We start from the raw sequence: 13,426 nt of genomic DNA, 5'->3' as shown, positions 1-13,426 counted from the left end.
GGCAGACACACGACGTCTTCGAGCATCACAAGGCTATGGGGACCGGAAAGTGGGTGAAGTTCGTCCGCAGGGGCGACAAGAAAGAGGCCTACCGGCTGATCGAGGAAGCGATGGAGCGGGCGACGGCCAAGAAAGCCTGAGGCTACAAGGAGCCAGATCTCCGCTTCATCCTGAGGTGCCGGGCGATCGCCGATCGTTCGGCGTCGAAGAGGCCCTCCGGACGGCTCAGCGAGCGCTGGAGGGCTGCGTCGAGGCCCGCTGACGCGGGCAGCTCAGGATGAGGTCGAGGGTGAGATCACCCGAAGTCCTATAGAGCCCCTTCCCTTGATGGGACGAGCTCGCTGATCTTTCTTATTCACCCGTCGATGCGGCGCAGGCCAGCCTTGTAGCGCCGGGCGTTCTCGACGTAGCGCTGGGCCGCCTGGCGCAGGCCCTCCACCGCCTCGGCGTCGAGGGTGCGCACGGCCTTGGCCGGGGCGCCGACGATCAGGCTGTTGTCCGGAAACTCCTTGCCCTCGGTGACCAGTGCGTTGGCCCCGATCAGGCAGCCCCGGCCGATCCTGGCGCCGTTCAGCACCGTCGCGCCCATGCCGACGAGGCTGCCGTCGCCGATCGTGCAGCCGTGGACGATGGCGCCGTGGCCCACCGTAACATCGGTACCGATCACCAGCGGAAAGCCGGGATCGACATGCATAATCACGCCCTCCTGCACGTTGGTCCGGTCGCCGATGCGGATCGGCTCGTTGTCACCGCGCAAGGCCGCGCCGAACCAGATGCCGACATCGAGGCCGAGATGGACGCGGCCGACCACCTGGGCGTCCGGGGCGATCCAGACCCGATCGGGATCGGCAAGCTGCGGCACGTGATCGTCGAGGGCGTAGAGCGGCATGGCTGGCTTCCGTCCCGGGGGGGCTCATCGGTCGGCGTCGAGGCCGACGATGGGCATCGCCTGTCGCCGGAATGGCACAGGTCCGGCCTCGCTGCCAATGCTAGGCTGAACGCTCAACCGGACGCGAGGCGCAGGCGTGAAACGGATCGCGGCATCGATCGGCCTCGCGGGCCTGCTGCTGGCGCAGGCCGCTGCGGCGGCGGATTGGCATGACGGCGCACGGGTCGGCGGCTTTCGGGCGACCTGCGAGGATCTCGCGACCTTCTGCTTCGCGGATGCCTGCGGGGGCGATCAGATCGAAGCGGCGGAGACCTGCCGGGCGCGCTGCCCGAGCGCCGTGATCCTCGATGTGCTTCCAGCCGCCTGCCGCATCCCGAATGCCCTGCCTGGACCCGTCCTTCGGCGACGCGGTTGAGGCCACAGCATGATCCGGTCAGGCCCCGAGGGCGGCCGGATCAATCGATGTGAGAAAAAATCCTCGTTCCTGCGGCAACAAAACGCGGGGCGCAGCATTGAACATGCTCCAACGGCTCAACAGCAAGCATGTCAACACGGACCGTTGCTCGCACAGGCGCGAGACCGGAAGCCATGATTATGATCAATGACGATCTGAACCCGCCCCGTGTGGGCTTGAACGCGCATCCTATTCTTTACGGGGTCGCCGCTGGTCTAGCGGCGTTGTTTCCTCCGGTGATGTCCCATGCCCAGGCCGGGACCGACCAGGATTCAGCGCCTGACGCGGTCGAGGAGCAGGACCCGCGCGACGGCGAGTGATCCGGCCCGCGTCTCGCGGTGTTGCCCGTCCCCCGAGCGTCAGGCGGCGAGCCGTGCAATCAGCAACAGCGTTGCCACGGCCGACACGGCGGCGGCGAGCCAGAGAGCGGGCGCGTGGAACGCGGGCGGCGCGGTGAAGCGCGCGGGCCGCGATACGCCGGGGCGCAGAATCTCCTCGCGTCCGAAACCGATCCCGATGGCCATGCGCGCCTCCTCGATGTCCGAGGAGAAAAGGCCGGCGGCCCTCAAGAGCGTCTGAATCGGGGGCCGGGTTCGCGCGGCGTGGTGAACCCGGCCTTAAAGCGGCGACGGCCTCACCACCCCATCCCACCCGCGACCTCATCCTAACGAGCGTCCGCACAGCAGAAGCCTTGAAGGAGCCCTCCAGGCGTCTCGGTGAGCCCTGAAGTCCTCCTTCCGGGCTGCTGCGCGGCCTCTCAAGACGAGCGGTGAGATGTGGCGGCTTGTGGCGTCCCTAGCCGTCCCGCAACGGAAATCATGCAGCCAAACGAGCGCTCAAAGCGCCCGGTCGAACTTCAACTCGCCGTTCGGGCTCTTCAGCACCAGCTGGGAGCCGACCAGATCCCATACCGCCGCCGTGCGCAGGGCGACGAAGAACGCCTGCTCGGAGGCCGCGAGGCCCTTGTCGCAGCTCTTCTTGGTCAGCGCGAGCGGACCGACCGCGAGGTGCTGGTCCTTCAGCGGGAAGGCGGTGGCCGCGAAGGTGTTGCAGCCGCCGTAGCCGCGGGCGCGGTACTGCTTGTCGATGATGAAGCTCGGCCGGTCGCCGCCGGTGAACGGCTTGCCGTTGAGGCTCACAGCCGTCCAGGTCGAGTCGAGCGGGAAGATCTTCTCGCTCGCCTTGGTGCCGGGCACGTATTGCGGCTTCTTCTCTTCCTCGCCGCCGGGGCGACGGTTGCCGCGGCCGAAGCCCGTGGGCGCGCCGCCGCCCATCTGGGCCTGGGCCTGGGTCGCTGCGGTCAGGTCCACGGCCATCACGGCACAGGCCAAGGTGGCGATCAGCACCGCTCTCATCGTTCTGCCCCTCAAACGCGCGCACACGGCGCTTAACTCATCGTCCATCCGGGGGCGCCGCGCCAACGACGCATGCCGGCCCGACGCCCGTGATTCGCGCGTCGAGGCCGCCCCGAACCCATACGCCCCCGCGGATGCGACGGAATTTCAGCACAATTATGGTCGCGGCGCATCGCGCGGCGCCCGGAAACGATCCGCGGCGGATATCGTTGTTGGTCACAGCACGGGATGGAGGACGACGTGGCAGGATCTGACGAGGGCGGGCAGGCCGGGGCGAGCGCGCCCGCGATGAGCCCGGCGCAGTCGCGGGCGGCACGGGGTCTGCTCGGATGGTCCGAGGCGGAGCTCGCCGCCAAGGTCGGCCTCGACGAGCGGTTCGTGCGCGACTTTGAGAGCGGCTACGGCGACCCGCCGAGCGGGCAGATCGAGGCCCTGCGCAGCGCCCTGTGCGCGGCGGGCGCGGTGTTCGACGATGCGCCGAATCCCGGTGTCCACCTCGCCGCCCAGGCCACGGCCGACGAGGGCGTCCGGCTCGGCGCGCTCACCACCGAGAACGATCGCTAGGGGAGGTCCGGGCGGCCGCTCATGACGCGTTCAGCCGCAGGAGCCGAAAGCTGAGCGCCTTGATCCGCCCGCCGTCCCAGGAGCGATCCGTGACCGTTCACGTCAGCCCCACGATCCGCAACGGCGCGCCTGCCGCATTCGCGACGGGACCACGCTGATGCGGGCCGACGCCTTCCTGGCGGCTGCCGACGCGCTTCCGGTGGCGGACCTCGGCACCCTGGTGGAGCGGGGCGGCCTCTTGGTGGTCGCGCCCCATCCCGATGACGAGAGCCTGGGCTGCGGCGGCCTGATCGCGGCGGCGCGCGCCGCCGGGCGGGACGTGCGCCTTGTGGTGGTCAGCGACGGCTGCGGCTCGCACACCCACTCCGAGCTGTACCCGCCGGACAAGCTGCGGACTTTACGCGAGGCGGAGACGCTCCGGGCGGTGGCGATCCTCGGCTTGGCCGCGGAGGCCGTCACCTTCCTGCGCCTGCCCGACGCCCACGTGCCGAGCACTGGCCCCGAGGCCGAGGCGGCCGCCCATGCCGTCGCGCAGGCCGCCACTGCCTGCGAGGCCGGCGCGGTGTTCGTGACCTGGCGGCACGATCCCCATTGCGACCACAAGGCGTCGGCCGCCATCGTCGGGCTGGCCCGGCCGCAGATGCCGGATGTCACGGTCTACGAATACCCGGTCTGGGGCTGGACCTTGCCGCCCGAAACTGAGGTCGGTCCGGCACCGCAGGGCTTGCGCCTTGATGTCTCGGCCTATCGGACGACCAAGGCCCGAGCGGTTGCGGCGCACGAATCGCAGACCACCGACCTGATCTCGGACGATCCCACGGGTTTTCGCCTGGAGCCCGCGATGATCGACCGGCTCTGCGGGCCCTACGAACGCTTCGTCAGGATCCCCGCATGAGCCGCGCGACCGAGACTTTGCCGGTGGATTATTTCGCCGGCATCTACGCCAGCGATCCGGATCCCTGGCAGTTCACGAGTTCGGCCTACGAGCGCGACAAGTACGCGGCGACGCTGGCCTGCCTGCCGCGGCCGCGCTACCGTGCCGCCTTCGAGCCGGCCTGCGCCATCGGGGTATTCACCCGCGCCCTGTCTGAGCGCTGCGACCGCCTCCTGGCCAGCGACCTGATCCCGGCCGCCGTGGAGGCCGCCCGGGCCCGCTGCGCCGACAGGCCGACGATCGAGATCCGCCAGGGCGCCGTGCCGGCGGATTGGCCGGAGGGCCGGTTCGACCTGATCGTGCTGTCCGAGTTCCTGTATTTCCTCGCCGCGCCCGATCTCGCAGAGCTGGTCCGCCGCGTCGGCGATGCCATCGAGCCCGGCGGCGACTTGGTGCTGGTCCACTGGATCGGCGAGACCGACTATCCGCAATCGGGGGACGAGGCCGCCGAGAGCTTCATCGCGCAGGCCGCCCCGTTCGCGCGCCTGCTGCACCAGGACCGGACGGACAAATATCGCCTCGACGTGCTGCGCGCCGGAGCATCCCTGTGAGCACCACGGTCATCACCCTCAACAAGGGCCGGGGCGCGCATCTCGCGCGGCTGCTCGAGGGCCTGGCACGGGGCACGCCGCCCGAGGCCTGCATCATCATCGAGATCGGCGGCGACGATGCCCCCCTGCCGGACCTGCCGTTCCCGGTCGAACGCGTTCCGTTTCCGCGGGACGGCCTGCCGCTCGCTTCCGCGCGCAATGCCGGACGCCGGGCGGCCCGGACCGACACGCTGGTCTTCCTCGACGTCGATTGCATTCCGTCCCGTAGCTTGGTCGCCGGCCTGTCCCGGGCGGTGGCCGAGCAGGACGGCCTGATCTGCTGCGAGATCGGGTATCTGCCGGCCGGCGCCGTACAGGACGGCTGGCAGGAGGCCGAACTCGACCGGCTCGGCCATCCGCACCCGGCGCGCGCCTTCCCGCCCCCCGGGCTCGTGGCGTCGGCGCCGCAGCCGGGCCTGTTCTGGTCGCTGGCCTTCGCGGTGCGGGCCGCGACCTACGACCGGATCGGCGGCTTCGATGAGTCCTTCTCCGGCTACGGCGCGGAAGATACCGACCTGGCGTTCCGGGCGGACAAGGCCGGCGTGCCGATCCTGTTCCTCGGCGGACCGCGGGCCTACCACCAGCACCATGGAAGCTACGACCCGCCGCTCCAGCATTTTCGCGACATCGTCGCCAACGCTGCCCGCTTCCAGGCCCGCCACGGCTTCTGGCCGATGGACGGCTGGCTCGACGGGTTCGCGCGGCTCGGCCTGATCGCAGCCGACCGGTCCAACGGGATCGTGGTCCACCGCGACCCGACGCCGGTCGAGATGGCGGCGGCGCGGCTGCCGGATGCGCGGCCGTTCTGACACAAGCAGCGCCTACGATAGAGACCAGCCCGGTGGGACTGCAGAGTCCAAATTGTCGATCGGGCGCCGGCAGTGAGCCGAAACAACGAGGTCTGGATGCGCGGCCGAGCTATCGATGCGATCGTCCGCCTCATCCTAGATCTCCGGCCGAGTCATCCGCTGCGCATTGCGATTGACGGCAGAACGTCCTCCGGCAAGACGACCTTGGCCGACGAGATCGCGACCGAGACACGGGACCATGGCCGCAGTGTCATTCGAACCAGCATCGACGGCTTTCATCGCCCGAAGGCCGAACGCTATTCGCGCGGTCGCAGGTCAGCAGAAGGATACTATTACGATGCGCGGGACCTGACTGCGATCAAGGACTTGCTTCTACGCCCTCTCGGCCCGCAGGGTGACCTGCTCTATAGAACGGCGAGCTTCGATCTCGAATTAGATCGTCCCATAGATGCGCCACGGCATAAGGCCGAAGCCGGCAATATCCTGATCGTGGATGGCACGTTCCTGCAGCGGCCGGAATTGCGGGCTGAATGGGATCTGATCATCTTCGTCGACGTGCCCGTAGAATTGGCACGTGCCCGCGGCGCCGATCGGGATGCCGAGCGCCTCGGGGGTCCCGAAGAGTCTCAAGCAATCTATCGCGAGCGCTATCTACCGGCTTTCGCAATCTACGAAACTTATTGCGACCCGAAAACAGGTGCGCACATCGTCTTTGAGAACGCTAATTTCGAAAGCGCAAAAGCACACATTCAACGCTTGCCCGAATTGAGCTGATACCAGCTCAACGAGCGCGGCAACTTCCGACGGCCCACATCTTCGACGGCGGTGAAAAATGGGTCCTGGGAAAACCCCAAGACCCATTTTAGACCTGCCGAAGCTCACGCCTTCATCGCATCCGCCTTCTCGATCAGCGCCTCGGCCATGCGGATCGACGCGATGTCGATCAGGCGGCCGTCGAGGGAGACGGCGCCGCGGCCAGCCTTGGCGGCCTCCCGCATGGCCTCCAGGATGCGGCGGGCCTTGGTGACCTCGGCCTCGGACGGCGTGAACACCTCGTTGGCGAGGTCGATCTGGGACGGGTGGATCGCCCACTTGCCCTCGAAGCCCAGCGCCGCGCAGCGCTTGGCCGCCGAGCGGTAGCCGTCCGGATCCGAGAAGTCGCCGAACGGGCCGTCGATCGGGCGCAGGCCGTAGGCGCGGCAGGCCACCAGCATGCGGTTCTGGGCGAACAGCCACGGATCCTGCCAGTGGGTCTGCCGGTTGCCGGCCTCGTCCTTGTCGGTGAGCACCGAGTAATCCGGGTTCACGCCGCCGATCACCGTGGAGCGGGCGCGGGTCGAGGCAGCGTAGTCGGCCACACCGAAGGACATCGCCTCCAGGCGCTTCGACGACTGGGCGATCGCCTCGACGTTGGCCATGCCGAGGGCGGTCTCGATCAGCACCTCGAAGCCGATCTGCTTGTCGCGCTTCTTGGCCTGCTCGATCTGGGTGACCAGCACGTCGATGGCGTAGACGTCGGCCGGCACGCCGACCTTGGGGATCAGCACCATGTCGAGCCGCGGACAGGCTTCGACGATGTCGACCACGTCGCGGTACATGTAGTGGGTGTCGAGACCATTGATGCGGATCATCATGGTCTTGTTGCCCCAATCCAGGTCGTTCAACGCCTGGATGATGTTGGTGCGGGCCTTCTCCTTGTCGTCGGGAGCGACCGCGTCCTCGAGATCGAGGAAGATCACGTCGGCGGCCGAAGACGCCGACTTCTCCATGAAGGTCGGGTTGGAGCCCGGGACGGCGAGTTCGGAACGGTGCAGGCGCGGCTTGGCCTGCTGGATCAGGGTGAAGCTCATGGGTGTTTCTCTCTCCTGGTAACGGTTCTGATGCCGCCGGGGTGCGTGGGGATCGCCCTCCGGGAACAAGATGGGTCAGGTGTGGGGCACCGACAGGGCGCCTCGCCTCACCCCGTCGAGCCGAAGCCGACCGCGATGCAGTTGATCGACAGCAACAGGGCGGATTTCACCGCCTCGCGCCGGTCCTCGTCGGTCTCGGCGCGGTAGCGGGCCAGCAGTTCGACCTGCTCGCGGCCGACCTGGTTGATGGTCGGCAGCCGGCCTTTCAGCCGGTCGCGGAACAGCGGGAAGCGTTCGGCCAGCTCGGTTCCGCCGCTCACCCGCAGCACCATCTCGCGGGTCAGCGCGTACTCGGCCTCGATCATCGAGAAGATCCGGTCCCGGATGCCCGCGTCGGGGACGAGGCCGGCATAGGCGCGGGCGATGTCGAGATCGACCATCATCAGGGTCTTCTCGACCTCGTCGAGGACCAGGCGGAACACCCGGGACTCCTGGAACAGCCGCTTCAGGGTCGCCTCGCCGTCCCGCCCGCGCACGTCGAGGAAGCTCGCGAGCCCCGAGCCGACCCCGTACCAGCCGGTGACCACGTGCCGGTTCTGAGACCAGGCGAACACCCAGGGGATCGCCCGGAGATCCGAGAGCGAGCGGGCGCCGAACCGGCGGGCCGGCCGCGAGCCGATGTTCAGGAGCGCGATCTCGTCCAGCGGGCTGGCCGACTGGAAGTAATCGACGAGGCCGTCGGTCTGGAGCAGCCGGACATAGGCCGCGCGCGAGGCACCGGCCAACGCCTCCAGGGCGTCGTCGTGGCCGACACTCGCCCGCTCGCCGTCGCCCGCCAGGGCATGCTCGAACACCGAAGCGGCGAGCAGCTCCATCTGGTAGGCGGCGGTGCCGCGGTTGGCGTATTTGAACGAGACGACCTCGCCCTGCTCGGTGGTGCGGAACCGCCCACGGATCGAGCCCGGCGGCTGGGCCATGATGCCCCGATGGGTCGGCACGCCGCCTCGGCTCACCGAGCCGCCGCGCCCGTGGAAGAACGCGATGCCGACGCCGAGCTCCTGGCCGAGGCGAGTCAGCTTGCTCTGCGCCTTGTACAGCTCCCAGTTGGCGGCGACGAAGCCGCCATCCTTGTTGGAGTCGGAATAGCCGATCATCACCTCCTGCACGCCGCCCTGCCAGCGGGTCGAGCGGCGCACCACCGGCACGGTGAGGAGTTCGCGCATGATCGCCGGGGCGGCACGCAGGTCGTCGATGGTCTCGAACAGGGGCGCGATCGCGAGCGGGCAGATCTCCGGGCGGATGTCCGGGCCGGCGGCGTCGAGGAACACGCCGGCCTCCTTGGCCAGCAGGTAGGCGCCCAGCACATCCTCCACGGAGCGGGTCATCGACAGGATGAAGGCGCCGAACGCCTCCCGGTCGAGGCTCTCGCGCATCTCGGCCACCAGCGCGAAGGTCGCCAGGGTCTCGCGGGCGGCGTCGGGCAGGTTCTCGAAGGAGCGCTCCGGGTCGCGGGGCCGGACCAGTTCCGCGTCGAGCCATTGCCGCCACGCCGCCGAGCCGAGCGCCGGGGGCTCGCCCTCGCCATTGCGCTGGCGCCAGAGCGCCTGCAGCGTCTCGGTGGTCCGGGTGGTGTTCTCGCGCAGATCCAGCCTGACCGTGGAGAACCGGAAGATCTCGACCATGCGGCGGACCGGCCGGACCAGGTCGCGGCCGAGCGCGCCGCATTTGGCATCGTCCAGCCCGCGCTCGAGCACGCGCAGGTCCTCGATCAGGCCGTCGGCGCTGGCATAATCCGGCCCGGACGGGTGCTCGCCCTCATTGCGGGCGATGGTCGCGTCGAGCTTGCGCAGGACGCAGGTGAGATACTGGCGATACGGCTCGCCGGGATTGCGCCGGGCGATGGCCCGGGCCTGACCGCTCTCGGCGAGCTGCCGGTCGAGTTCCTGGCGGAACGTCTCGGGCAGCGGCAGCGCGCGCTCGGTGAGCGAGAGCGTCCGGCCGAGCTCGCGCACGCCGTCCCGGTAGCGGTTGAGCGAGGCGAGCGCGTTGCGGTGCAGGGCCTGCCGGGTGACCGCGGCGGTGACGTAGGGATTGCCGTCCCGGTCGCCGCCGATCCACGAGCCGAATTGGAAGAACGGCGGCACCTTGAACGGCGTGCCGGGATAGGCCTCGGCCAGGGACTCCTCCAGGGTGTCCATGGTCTCGGGCAGCATCTCGAACAGGGTCTCGTCGAAGAAGTGCAGACCCCAGGCGACTTCCCGCTCGACGGTGGCCTTCTCCAGGTGCAATTCGCCGGTCATCCAGACCAGCTCGATCTGGTCGCGCAGCTCGTTCATGAGCCCGTTGCGCTCGCGGTCGGTCCAGCGCGGCATCTCCAGCTCGCGCAGCACCAGGTAGATCCGCCGGAACTTTTCCAGAACCGTCACCCGCTTACCCTCGGTCGGGTGCGCGGTCAGCGTCGGGCGGATGCGCAGGTCGGAGAGCAGCGCCTGGATCTTTTCCGGCGGGACGCCCTGGGCGCGGGCGTCAGCAAACACCTTCGCAAACGAACCGCTCAAGGCCGCCCGTCCCTCCGTGCGCTCGACATGCCGGCGCCGCCGCATCGCGGCGTTCTGCTCGGCGATCGAGATCAGGTGGAACCAGATGCCCTGCACCTGGAGCGCGCGGGCCAGCATCTCCGGCGAGAACCGCGAGATGTCGGCGGTGCCGTGCAGCACAGCTTCGAGATCGGGGTCGTGCCGGCGGGCGACGTCGAGCAGGGCCTGGAACAGGATGTCGAGGGCCTGCTCAGCCGAGGTGCCGGTGATCACCGGCGGCGCGAAGGCGCTGGCTTCCGCAAGAGCGGGGGATGCGTGGAGGGTACGGGTCATGGAGCCACCTTGAGCGCAATGCGCTCCCCTCCCCCTTGCGGGGAGGGGTAGGGGTGGGGGTGGCGCAGGATCCAGCGATCCGGTCCCTTCTGCACCACCCCCACCCTCGGTCCCTCCCCGCAAGGGGGAGGGAAGATTTCAAGCCGCCCGGGCGAGCACGTCGGCGACGGTCTGGCCGAAGGAGCCGGGATCGGGCGCCACGGTGAGACCGTAGGAGCGCATGATCTCGGCCTTCTCGGCTGCGCTGTCGCCGGCCGCCGAGATGATCGCCCCGGCATGGCCCATCCGGCGCCCCTTGGGAGCGGTGAGCCCGGCCACGAACCCGATCACCGGCTTCGACATGTTGTCCCGGATCCAGGCCGAGGCCTCGGCCTCCTGCGGGCCACCGATCTCGCCGATCATCAGCACCGCGTCGGTATCCGGGTCGGTCTCGAACAGGGCGAGGTGGTCGAGGAACGACGAGCCGTTGATCGGGTCGCCGCCGATGCCCACCGAGGTCGAGATCCCGAGGCCGAGCTCCTTGAGCTGCGAGGCGGCCTCGTAGCCGAGGGTGCCCGAGCGCGAGATCACCCCGACATTGCCCTGGAGATAGATGTGGCCGGGCATGATGCCGAGCATCGCCTTGCCGGGCGAGATGATGCCGGCGCAGTTCGGGCCGACCACCATGGTGCGGCGATCCCGCGGGTAGCGCATCAGGTAGCGCTTCACCCGCATCATGTCCTGGGCCGGGATGCCGTCGGTGATCGAGCAGACCAGCCGAAGCCCGGCATCGGCCGCCTCCATGATGGCGTCCGCCGCAAACGGCGGCGCCACGAACGTGATCGACGTGGTGGCGCCGGTGGCGGCCACCGCCTCCTTGACGGTGTTGAACACCGGCAGGCCGAGATGGGTGCGGCCGCCCTTGCCGGGGGTGACGCCGCCCACGACGTTCGTGCCGTATTCCAGCATCTCCTTGGCGTGGAAGGTGCCCTTATCGCCCGTGATGCCCTGGACGATGATCGGGGTGGTCTCGTCGATGAGGATGCTCATGGCGTGGTCTCCCCTCAGCGGTTCTTCTTGGCGGCGTCGCAGGCTTCGACCGCCTTGCGCGCCGCGTCCGACAGGGTGTCGGCGGTGATCAGGTCGAGGCCGCTCTCGGCCAGGATTTTTTGGCCGGCCTCGACGTTCGTGCCGGCGAGCCGAACCACCAGAGGCACGTCGATCTTCACCTCCCGGGCGGCCTGGATCACGCCCTCAGCGACCCAGTCGCAGCGGTTGATGCCGGCGAAGATGTTGACCAGGATCGCCTTGACGTTGCGGTCCGAGAGCACGAGCCGGAACGCCGTCGCGACCCGCTCAGGCGAGGCCCCTCCCCCCACGTCCAGAAAGTTCGCCGGCTCACCGCCCGCGTGCTTGATCATGTCCATGGTCGCCATGGCGAGCCCGGCGCCGTTGACGATGCAGCCGATCTCGCCCTCGAGCCCGATGTAGCTGAGGTTGTGCTCGGCGGCCTGGGCCTCGCGGGGATCACCCTGCGACGGGTCGTGCATGTCGGCGATGCCCGGCCGGCGGAACATCGCGTTGTCGTCGAAGCTCATCTTGGCATCGAGGGCCAGCACCCGGTCGTCCTTGGTGACGACCAGCGGGTTGATCTCCAGCATCGTGCCGTCGCAGTCGCGGAACGCCCGGTAGGCGTTCATGATGGTCTTCACCGCGGCCGAGACCTGCTTGATGTTCAGGCCGAGCTGGAAGGCGATCTCCCGGGCCTGGAACTGCTGCAGGCCCACCGCCGGCTCGACCACCACCTGGATCAGCGCCTCGGGCTCGTTGGCGGCGATCTCCTCGATATCCATGCCGCCGCGCTGGCTGGCGATGACGCGCACGCGCTCGGCCTTCCGGTCCAGCACGTAGCCGAGATAGAGTTCCCGCTCGAACGGGTCGGCGGTCTCGACATAGACCCGCTGGACCGGCTTGCCCTCGGGCCCGGTCTGCAGGGTGACGAGGCGCTTGCCCAGCAGCTCCTTGGCGGCGTCGCGGACCTCGTTGTAGGTCCGGCACAGCTTGATCCCGCCGGCCTTGCCGCGGGCGCCGGCATGGATCTGCGCCTTCACGGCCCAGAACGAGCCGCCGAGTTCGGTGGCGGCATAGACCGCCTGGTCCGGGCTGAACGCGATGGCGCCCTTCGGGACCGCCACACCGAAGCTCGCGAGCAGCTCCTTGGCTTGGTACTCGTGGACGTCCATTCGGCGCCTCCTCCGCGGTCGTTGCCGCCGTTCGACGCTGTCTACTTTAGTTGAATGGGAAGATTACGCCCGTCAAATTTTTTGATCTGTCGGTTTAGGTGACCTTTTTCGCGGCCGCAAAACAAATCGTATCCACTATTGCACTGCAGCATTCCGGCAAAAAGAAAGGCCGGGCGCATGATGCACCCGGCCTTCATTGACGATCCATTTGCGGCACCCGTGGCGGATTCAGCCCGGCTCAGTTCACCTTGGCCTTGACCACCCCGTAGACCTTCTCGGTGAGCGCTCCGGCCTCGGCGAGCAGGCCTTCGAGTTCCTGGAGCCGCTCGTCGGCGAACTCCCGGTCCTCGATCCCCTTGGCATTGACGTAGACGTTCAGCGCCGCGCTGCGCAGGCCGGCATAGGCCGAGAGCACCGCCACGCCGGCATCGGAGACGACGTTGAGATTGCCCTTCTCGGCAGTGATCGCCGCGAGGTCGATCACCGTGCGGCAGGCCCGGCAGCAGGAGAGCGGCACGTCGGTGGCCGTCCGGAGCGCGGCCTGGATCGCCGCGGCCCGGGCCGCCTTCTCGTCGTCGGTGGCCTTGGGCAGGCCGTAGGCGCCCATCACGGCGTCGAAGGCCTGGACGTCCTCGCCGATCATGCCGGTGAGCACGACCCGCAGGCCCTCGGACCGGGCGAGCACGTCCTTCAGTTCGACCTCGACCTCCACGTACTTCTTCTTGCCGATGGTCAGGTTGCAGACCATCGACACCAGGGCCGCGCCCATGGCGCCGGAGATCGCCGCCGCGCCGCCGCCGCCGGGGGTCGGGGCGGCGCTCGCCAGCGCCGTCAGGAACGTTTCGATGCTGTCGCTCTCGGGGGGACGTGTCTCGGTCACCGGCGCCTC

Annotated in this window: 15 protein-coding genes; 7 read left to right on the top strand and 8 right to left on the bottom strand. The window is 68.7% G+C overall.

Going from position 1 to position 13,426, the window contains the following annotated elements; all coding sequences use genetic code 11:
- Nucleotides 1-355: 355 nt before the first annotated feature.
- Nucleotides 356-889: a gamma carbonic anhydrase family protein gene (locus MKL20_RS31585; protein ID WP_244039998.1), complete on the bottom strand. Its 534-nt coding sequence runs from the start codon at nucleotides 887-889 to the stop codon at nucleotides 356-358.
- Between the two features lie 136 nt (nucleotides 890-1,025).
- Between MKL20_RS31585 and MKL20_RS31580 the strand changes: the two genes are divergently transcribed.
- Both MKL20_RS31580 and MKL20_RS31575 read left to right on the top strand, forming a co-directional pair.
- Entirely contained in the window at nucleotides 1,026-1,304 is a 279-nt protein-coding gene (locus tag MKL20_RS31580; protein ID WP_244039997.1) for a hypothetical protein, read from the top strand.
- A 179-nt stretch (nucleotides 1,305-1,483) separates the two neighbouring features.
- Entirely contained in the window at nucleotides 1,484-1,663 is a 180-nt protein-coding gene (locus MKL20_RS31575; RefSeq protein ID WP_244039996.1) for a hypothetical protein, read from the top strand.
- 39 nt (nucleotides 1,664-1,702) lie between these two features.
- Here the strand turns inward: MKL20_RS31575 and MKL20_RS31570 are convergent, their stop codons facing one another.
- A complete protein-coding gene (locus MKL20_RS31570; RefSeq protein WP_244039995.1) occupies nucleotides 1,703-1,867 on the bottom strand; it encodes a hypothetical protein in 165 nt (54 codons plus the stop codon).
- Nucleotides 1,868-2,179: 312 nt separating this feature from the next.
- Entirely contained in the window at nucleotides 2,180-2,698 is a 519-nt protein-coding gene (locus MKL20_RS31565; RefSeq protein WP_243963538.1) for an META domain-containing protein, read from the bottom strand.
- A 240-nt stretch (nucleotides 2,699-2,938) separates the two neighbouring features.
- Between MKL20_RS31565 and MKL20_RS31560 the strand changes: the two genes are divergently transcribed.
- The 5 genes from MKL20_RS31560 (at nucleotide 2,939) to MKL20_RS31540 (ending at nucleotide 6,369) form a co-directional block, all read left to right on the top strand.
- Entirely contained in the window at nucleotides 2,939-3,262 is a 324-nt protein-coding gene (locus MKL20_RS31560; RefSeq protein WP_243963539.1) for a multiprotein-bridging factor 1 family protein, read from the top strand.
- A gap of 157 nt (nucleotides 3,263-3,419) precedes the next feature.
- Nucleotides 3,420-4,157 carry a PIG-L deacetylase family protein gene (locus tag MKL20_RS31555; protein WP_244039994.1) on the top strand — a complete coding sequence of 246 codons (738 nt, stop codon included), beginning with the start codon at nucleotides 3,420-3,422 and terminating at the stop codon, nucleotides 4,155-4,157.
- Complete coding sequence (locus MKL20_RS31550) at nucleotides 4,154-4,747, top strand: class I SAM-dependent DNA methyltransferase (RefSeq protein WP_244039993.1); 594 nt, start codon at nucleotides 4,154-4,156, stop codon at nucleotides 4,745-4,747. The genes MKL20_RS31555 and MKL20_RS31550 overlap by 4 nt, the downstream gene beginning before the upstream one ends.
- Complete coding sequence (locus MKL20_RS31545; protein WP_244039992.1) at nucleotides 4,744-5,595, top strand: glycosyltransferase family 2 protein; 852 nt, start codon at nucleotides 4,744-4,746, stop codon at nucleotides 5,593-5,595. Before MKL20_RS31550 ends, MKL20_RS31545 begins: the two co-directional genes overlap by 4 nt.
- Nucleotides 5,596-5,691: 96 nt before the next feature.
- Complete coding sequence (locus tag MKL20_RS31540) at nucleotides 5,692-6,369, top strand: uridylate kinase (RefSeq protein ID WP_244039991.1); 678 nt, start codon at nucleotides 5,692-5,694, stop codon at nucleotides 6,367-6,369.
- 104 nt (nucleotides 6,370-6,473) lie between these two features.
- Here the strand turns inward: MKL20_RS31540 and MKL20_RS31535 are convergent, their stop codons facing one another.
- The 5 genes from MKL20_RS31535 to fchA form a co-directional block, all read right to left on the bottom strand.
- The gene (locus MKL20_RS31535; RefSeq protein WP_244039990.1) at nucleotides 6,474-7,445 is read right to left on the bottom strand and encodes an HpcH/HpaI aldolase/citrate lyase family protein; all 972 of its coding nucleotides are present in this window, start codon (nucleotides 7,443-7,445) and stop codon (nucleotides 6,474-6,476) included.
- A 107-nt stretch (nucleotides 7,446-7,552) separates the two neighbouring features.
- Complete coding sequence (locus tag MKL20_RS31530; protein ID WP_244039989.1) at nucleotides 7,553-10,315, bottom strand: phosphoenolpyruvate carboxylase; 2,763 nt, start codon at nucleotides 10,313-10,315, stop codon at nucleotides 7,553-7,555.
- Nucleotides 10,316-10,453: 138 nt separating this feature from the next.
- Complete coding sequence (gene sucD, locus MKL20_RS31525; protein WP_243963547.1) at nucleotides 10,454-11,344, bottom strand: succinate--CoA ligase subunit alpha; 891 nt, start codon at nucleotides 11,342-11,344, stop codon at nucleotides 10,454-10,456.
- Between the two features lie 14 nt (nucleotides 11,345-11,358).
- Nucleotides 11,359-12,537 (bottom strand): malate--CoA ligase subunit beta, encoded by a 1,179-nt coding sequence (locus MKL20_RS31520; protein ID WP_243956589.1) that lies wholly within the window; start codon nucleotides 12,535-12,537, stop codon nucleotides 11,359-11,361.
- 238 nt (nucleotides 12,538-12,775) lie between these two features.
- The gene (gene fchA / locus MKL20_RS31515; RefSeq protein WP_244039988.1) at nucleotides 12,776-13,417 is read right to left on the bottom strand and encodes a methenyltetrahydrofolate cyclohydrolase; all 642 of its coding nucleotides are present in this window, start codon (nucleotides 13,415-13,417) and stop codon (nucleotides 12,776-12,778) included.
- Nucleotides 13,418-13,426 lie beyond the last annotated feature (9 nt).

Source organism: Methylobacterium sp. E-066, from assembly GCF_022829635.1.
GTDB lineage: Bacteria > Pseudomonadota > Alphaproteobacteria > Rhizobiales > Beijerinckiaceae > Methylobacterium.
Note: the sequence above shows the minus strand (reverse complement) of the source record. Positions and strands in the feature narration are given on the sequence as shown.

Excerpts from the sequence above, each read along its gene's own strand:
- MKL20_RS31585 (WP_244039998.1), bottom strand. The coding sequence starts at position 889 with ATGCCGCTCTACGCCCTCGACGATCACGTGCCGCAGCTTGCCGATCCC.
- MKL20_RS31575 (WP_244039996.1), top strand. The coding sequence starts at position 1,484 with ATGATCAATGACGATCTGAACCCGCCCCGTGTGGGCTTGAACGCGCAT.
- MKL20_RS31570 (WP_244039995.1), bottom strand. The coding sequence starts at position 1,867 with ATGGCCATCGGGATCGGTTTCGGACGCGAGGAGATTCTGCGCCCCGGC.
- MKL20_RS31565 (WP_243963538.1), bottom strand. The coding sequence starts at position 2,698 with ATGAGAGCGGTGCTGATCGCCACCTTGGCCTGTGCCGTGATGGCCGTG.
- MKL20_RS31555 (WP_244039994.1), top strand. The coding sequence starts at position 3,420 with ATGCGGGCCGACGCCTTCCTGGCGGCTGCCGACGCGCTTCCGGTGGCG.
- MKL20_RS31550 (WP_244039993.1), top strand. The coding sequence starts at position 4,154 with ATGAGCCGCGCGACCGAGACTTTGCCGGTGGATTATTTCGCCGGCATC.
- MKL20_RS31540 (WP_244039991.1), top strand. The coding sequence starts at position 5,692 with ATGCGCGGCCGAGCTATCGATGCGATCGTCCGCCTCATCCTAGATCTC.
- MKL20_RS31535 (WP_244039990.1), bottom strand. The coding sequence starts at position 7,445 with ATGAGCTTCACCCTGATCCAGCAGGCCAAGCCGCGCCTGCACCGTTCC.
- MKL20_RS31530 (WP_244039989.1), bottom strand. The coding sequence starts at position 10,315 with ATGACCCGTACCCTCCACGCATCCCCCGCTCTTGCGGAAGCCAGCGCC.
- sucD (WP_243963547.1), bottom strand. The coding sequence starts at position 11,344 with ATGAGCATCCTCATCGACGAGACCACCCCGATCATCGTCCAGGGCATC.
- MKL20_RS31520 (WP_243956589.1), bottom strand. The coding sequence starts at position 12,537 with ATGGACGTCCACGAGTACCAAGCCAAGGAGCTGCTCGCGAGCTTCGGT.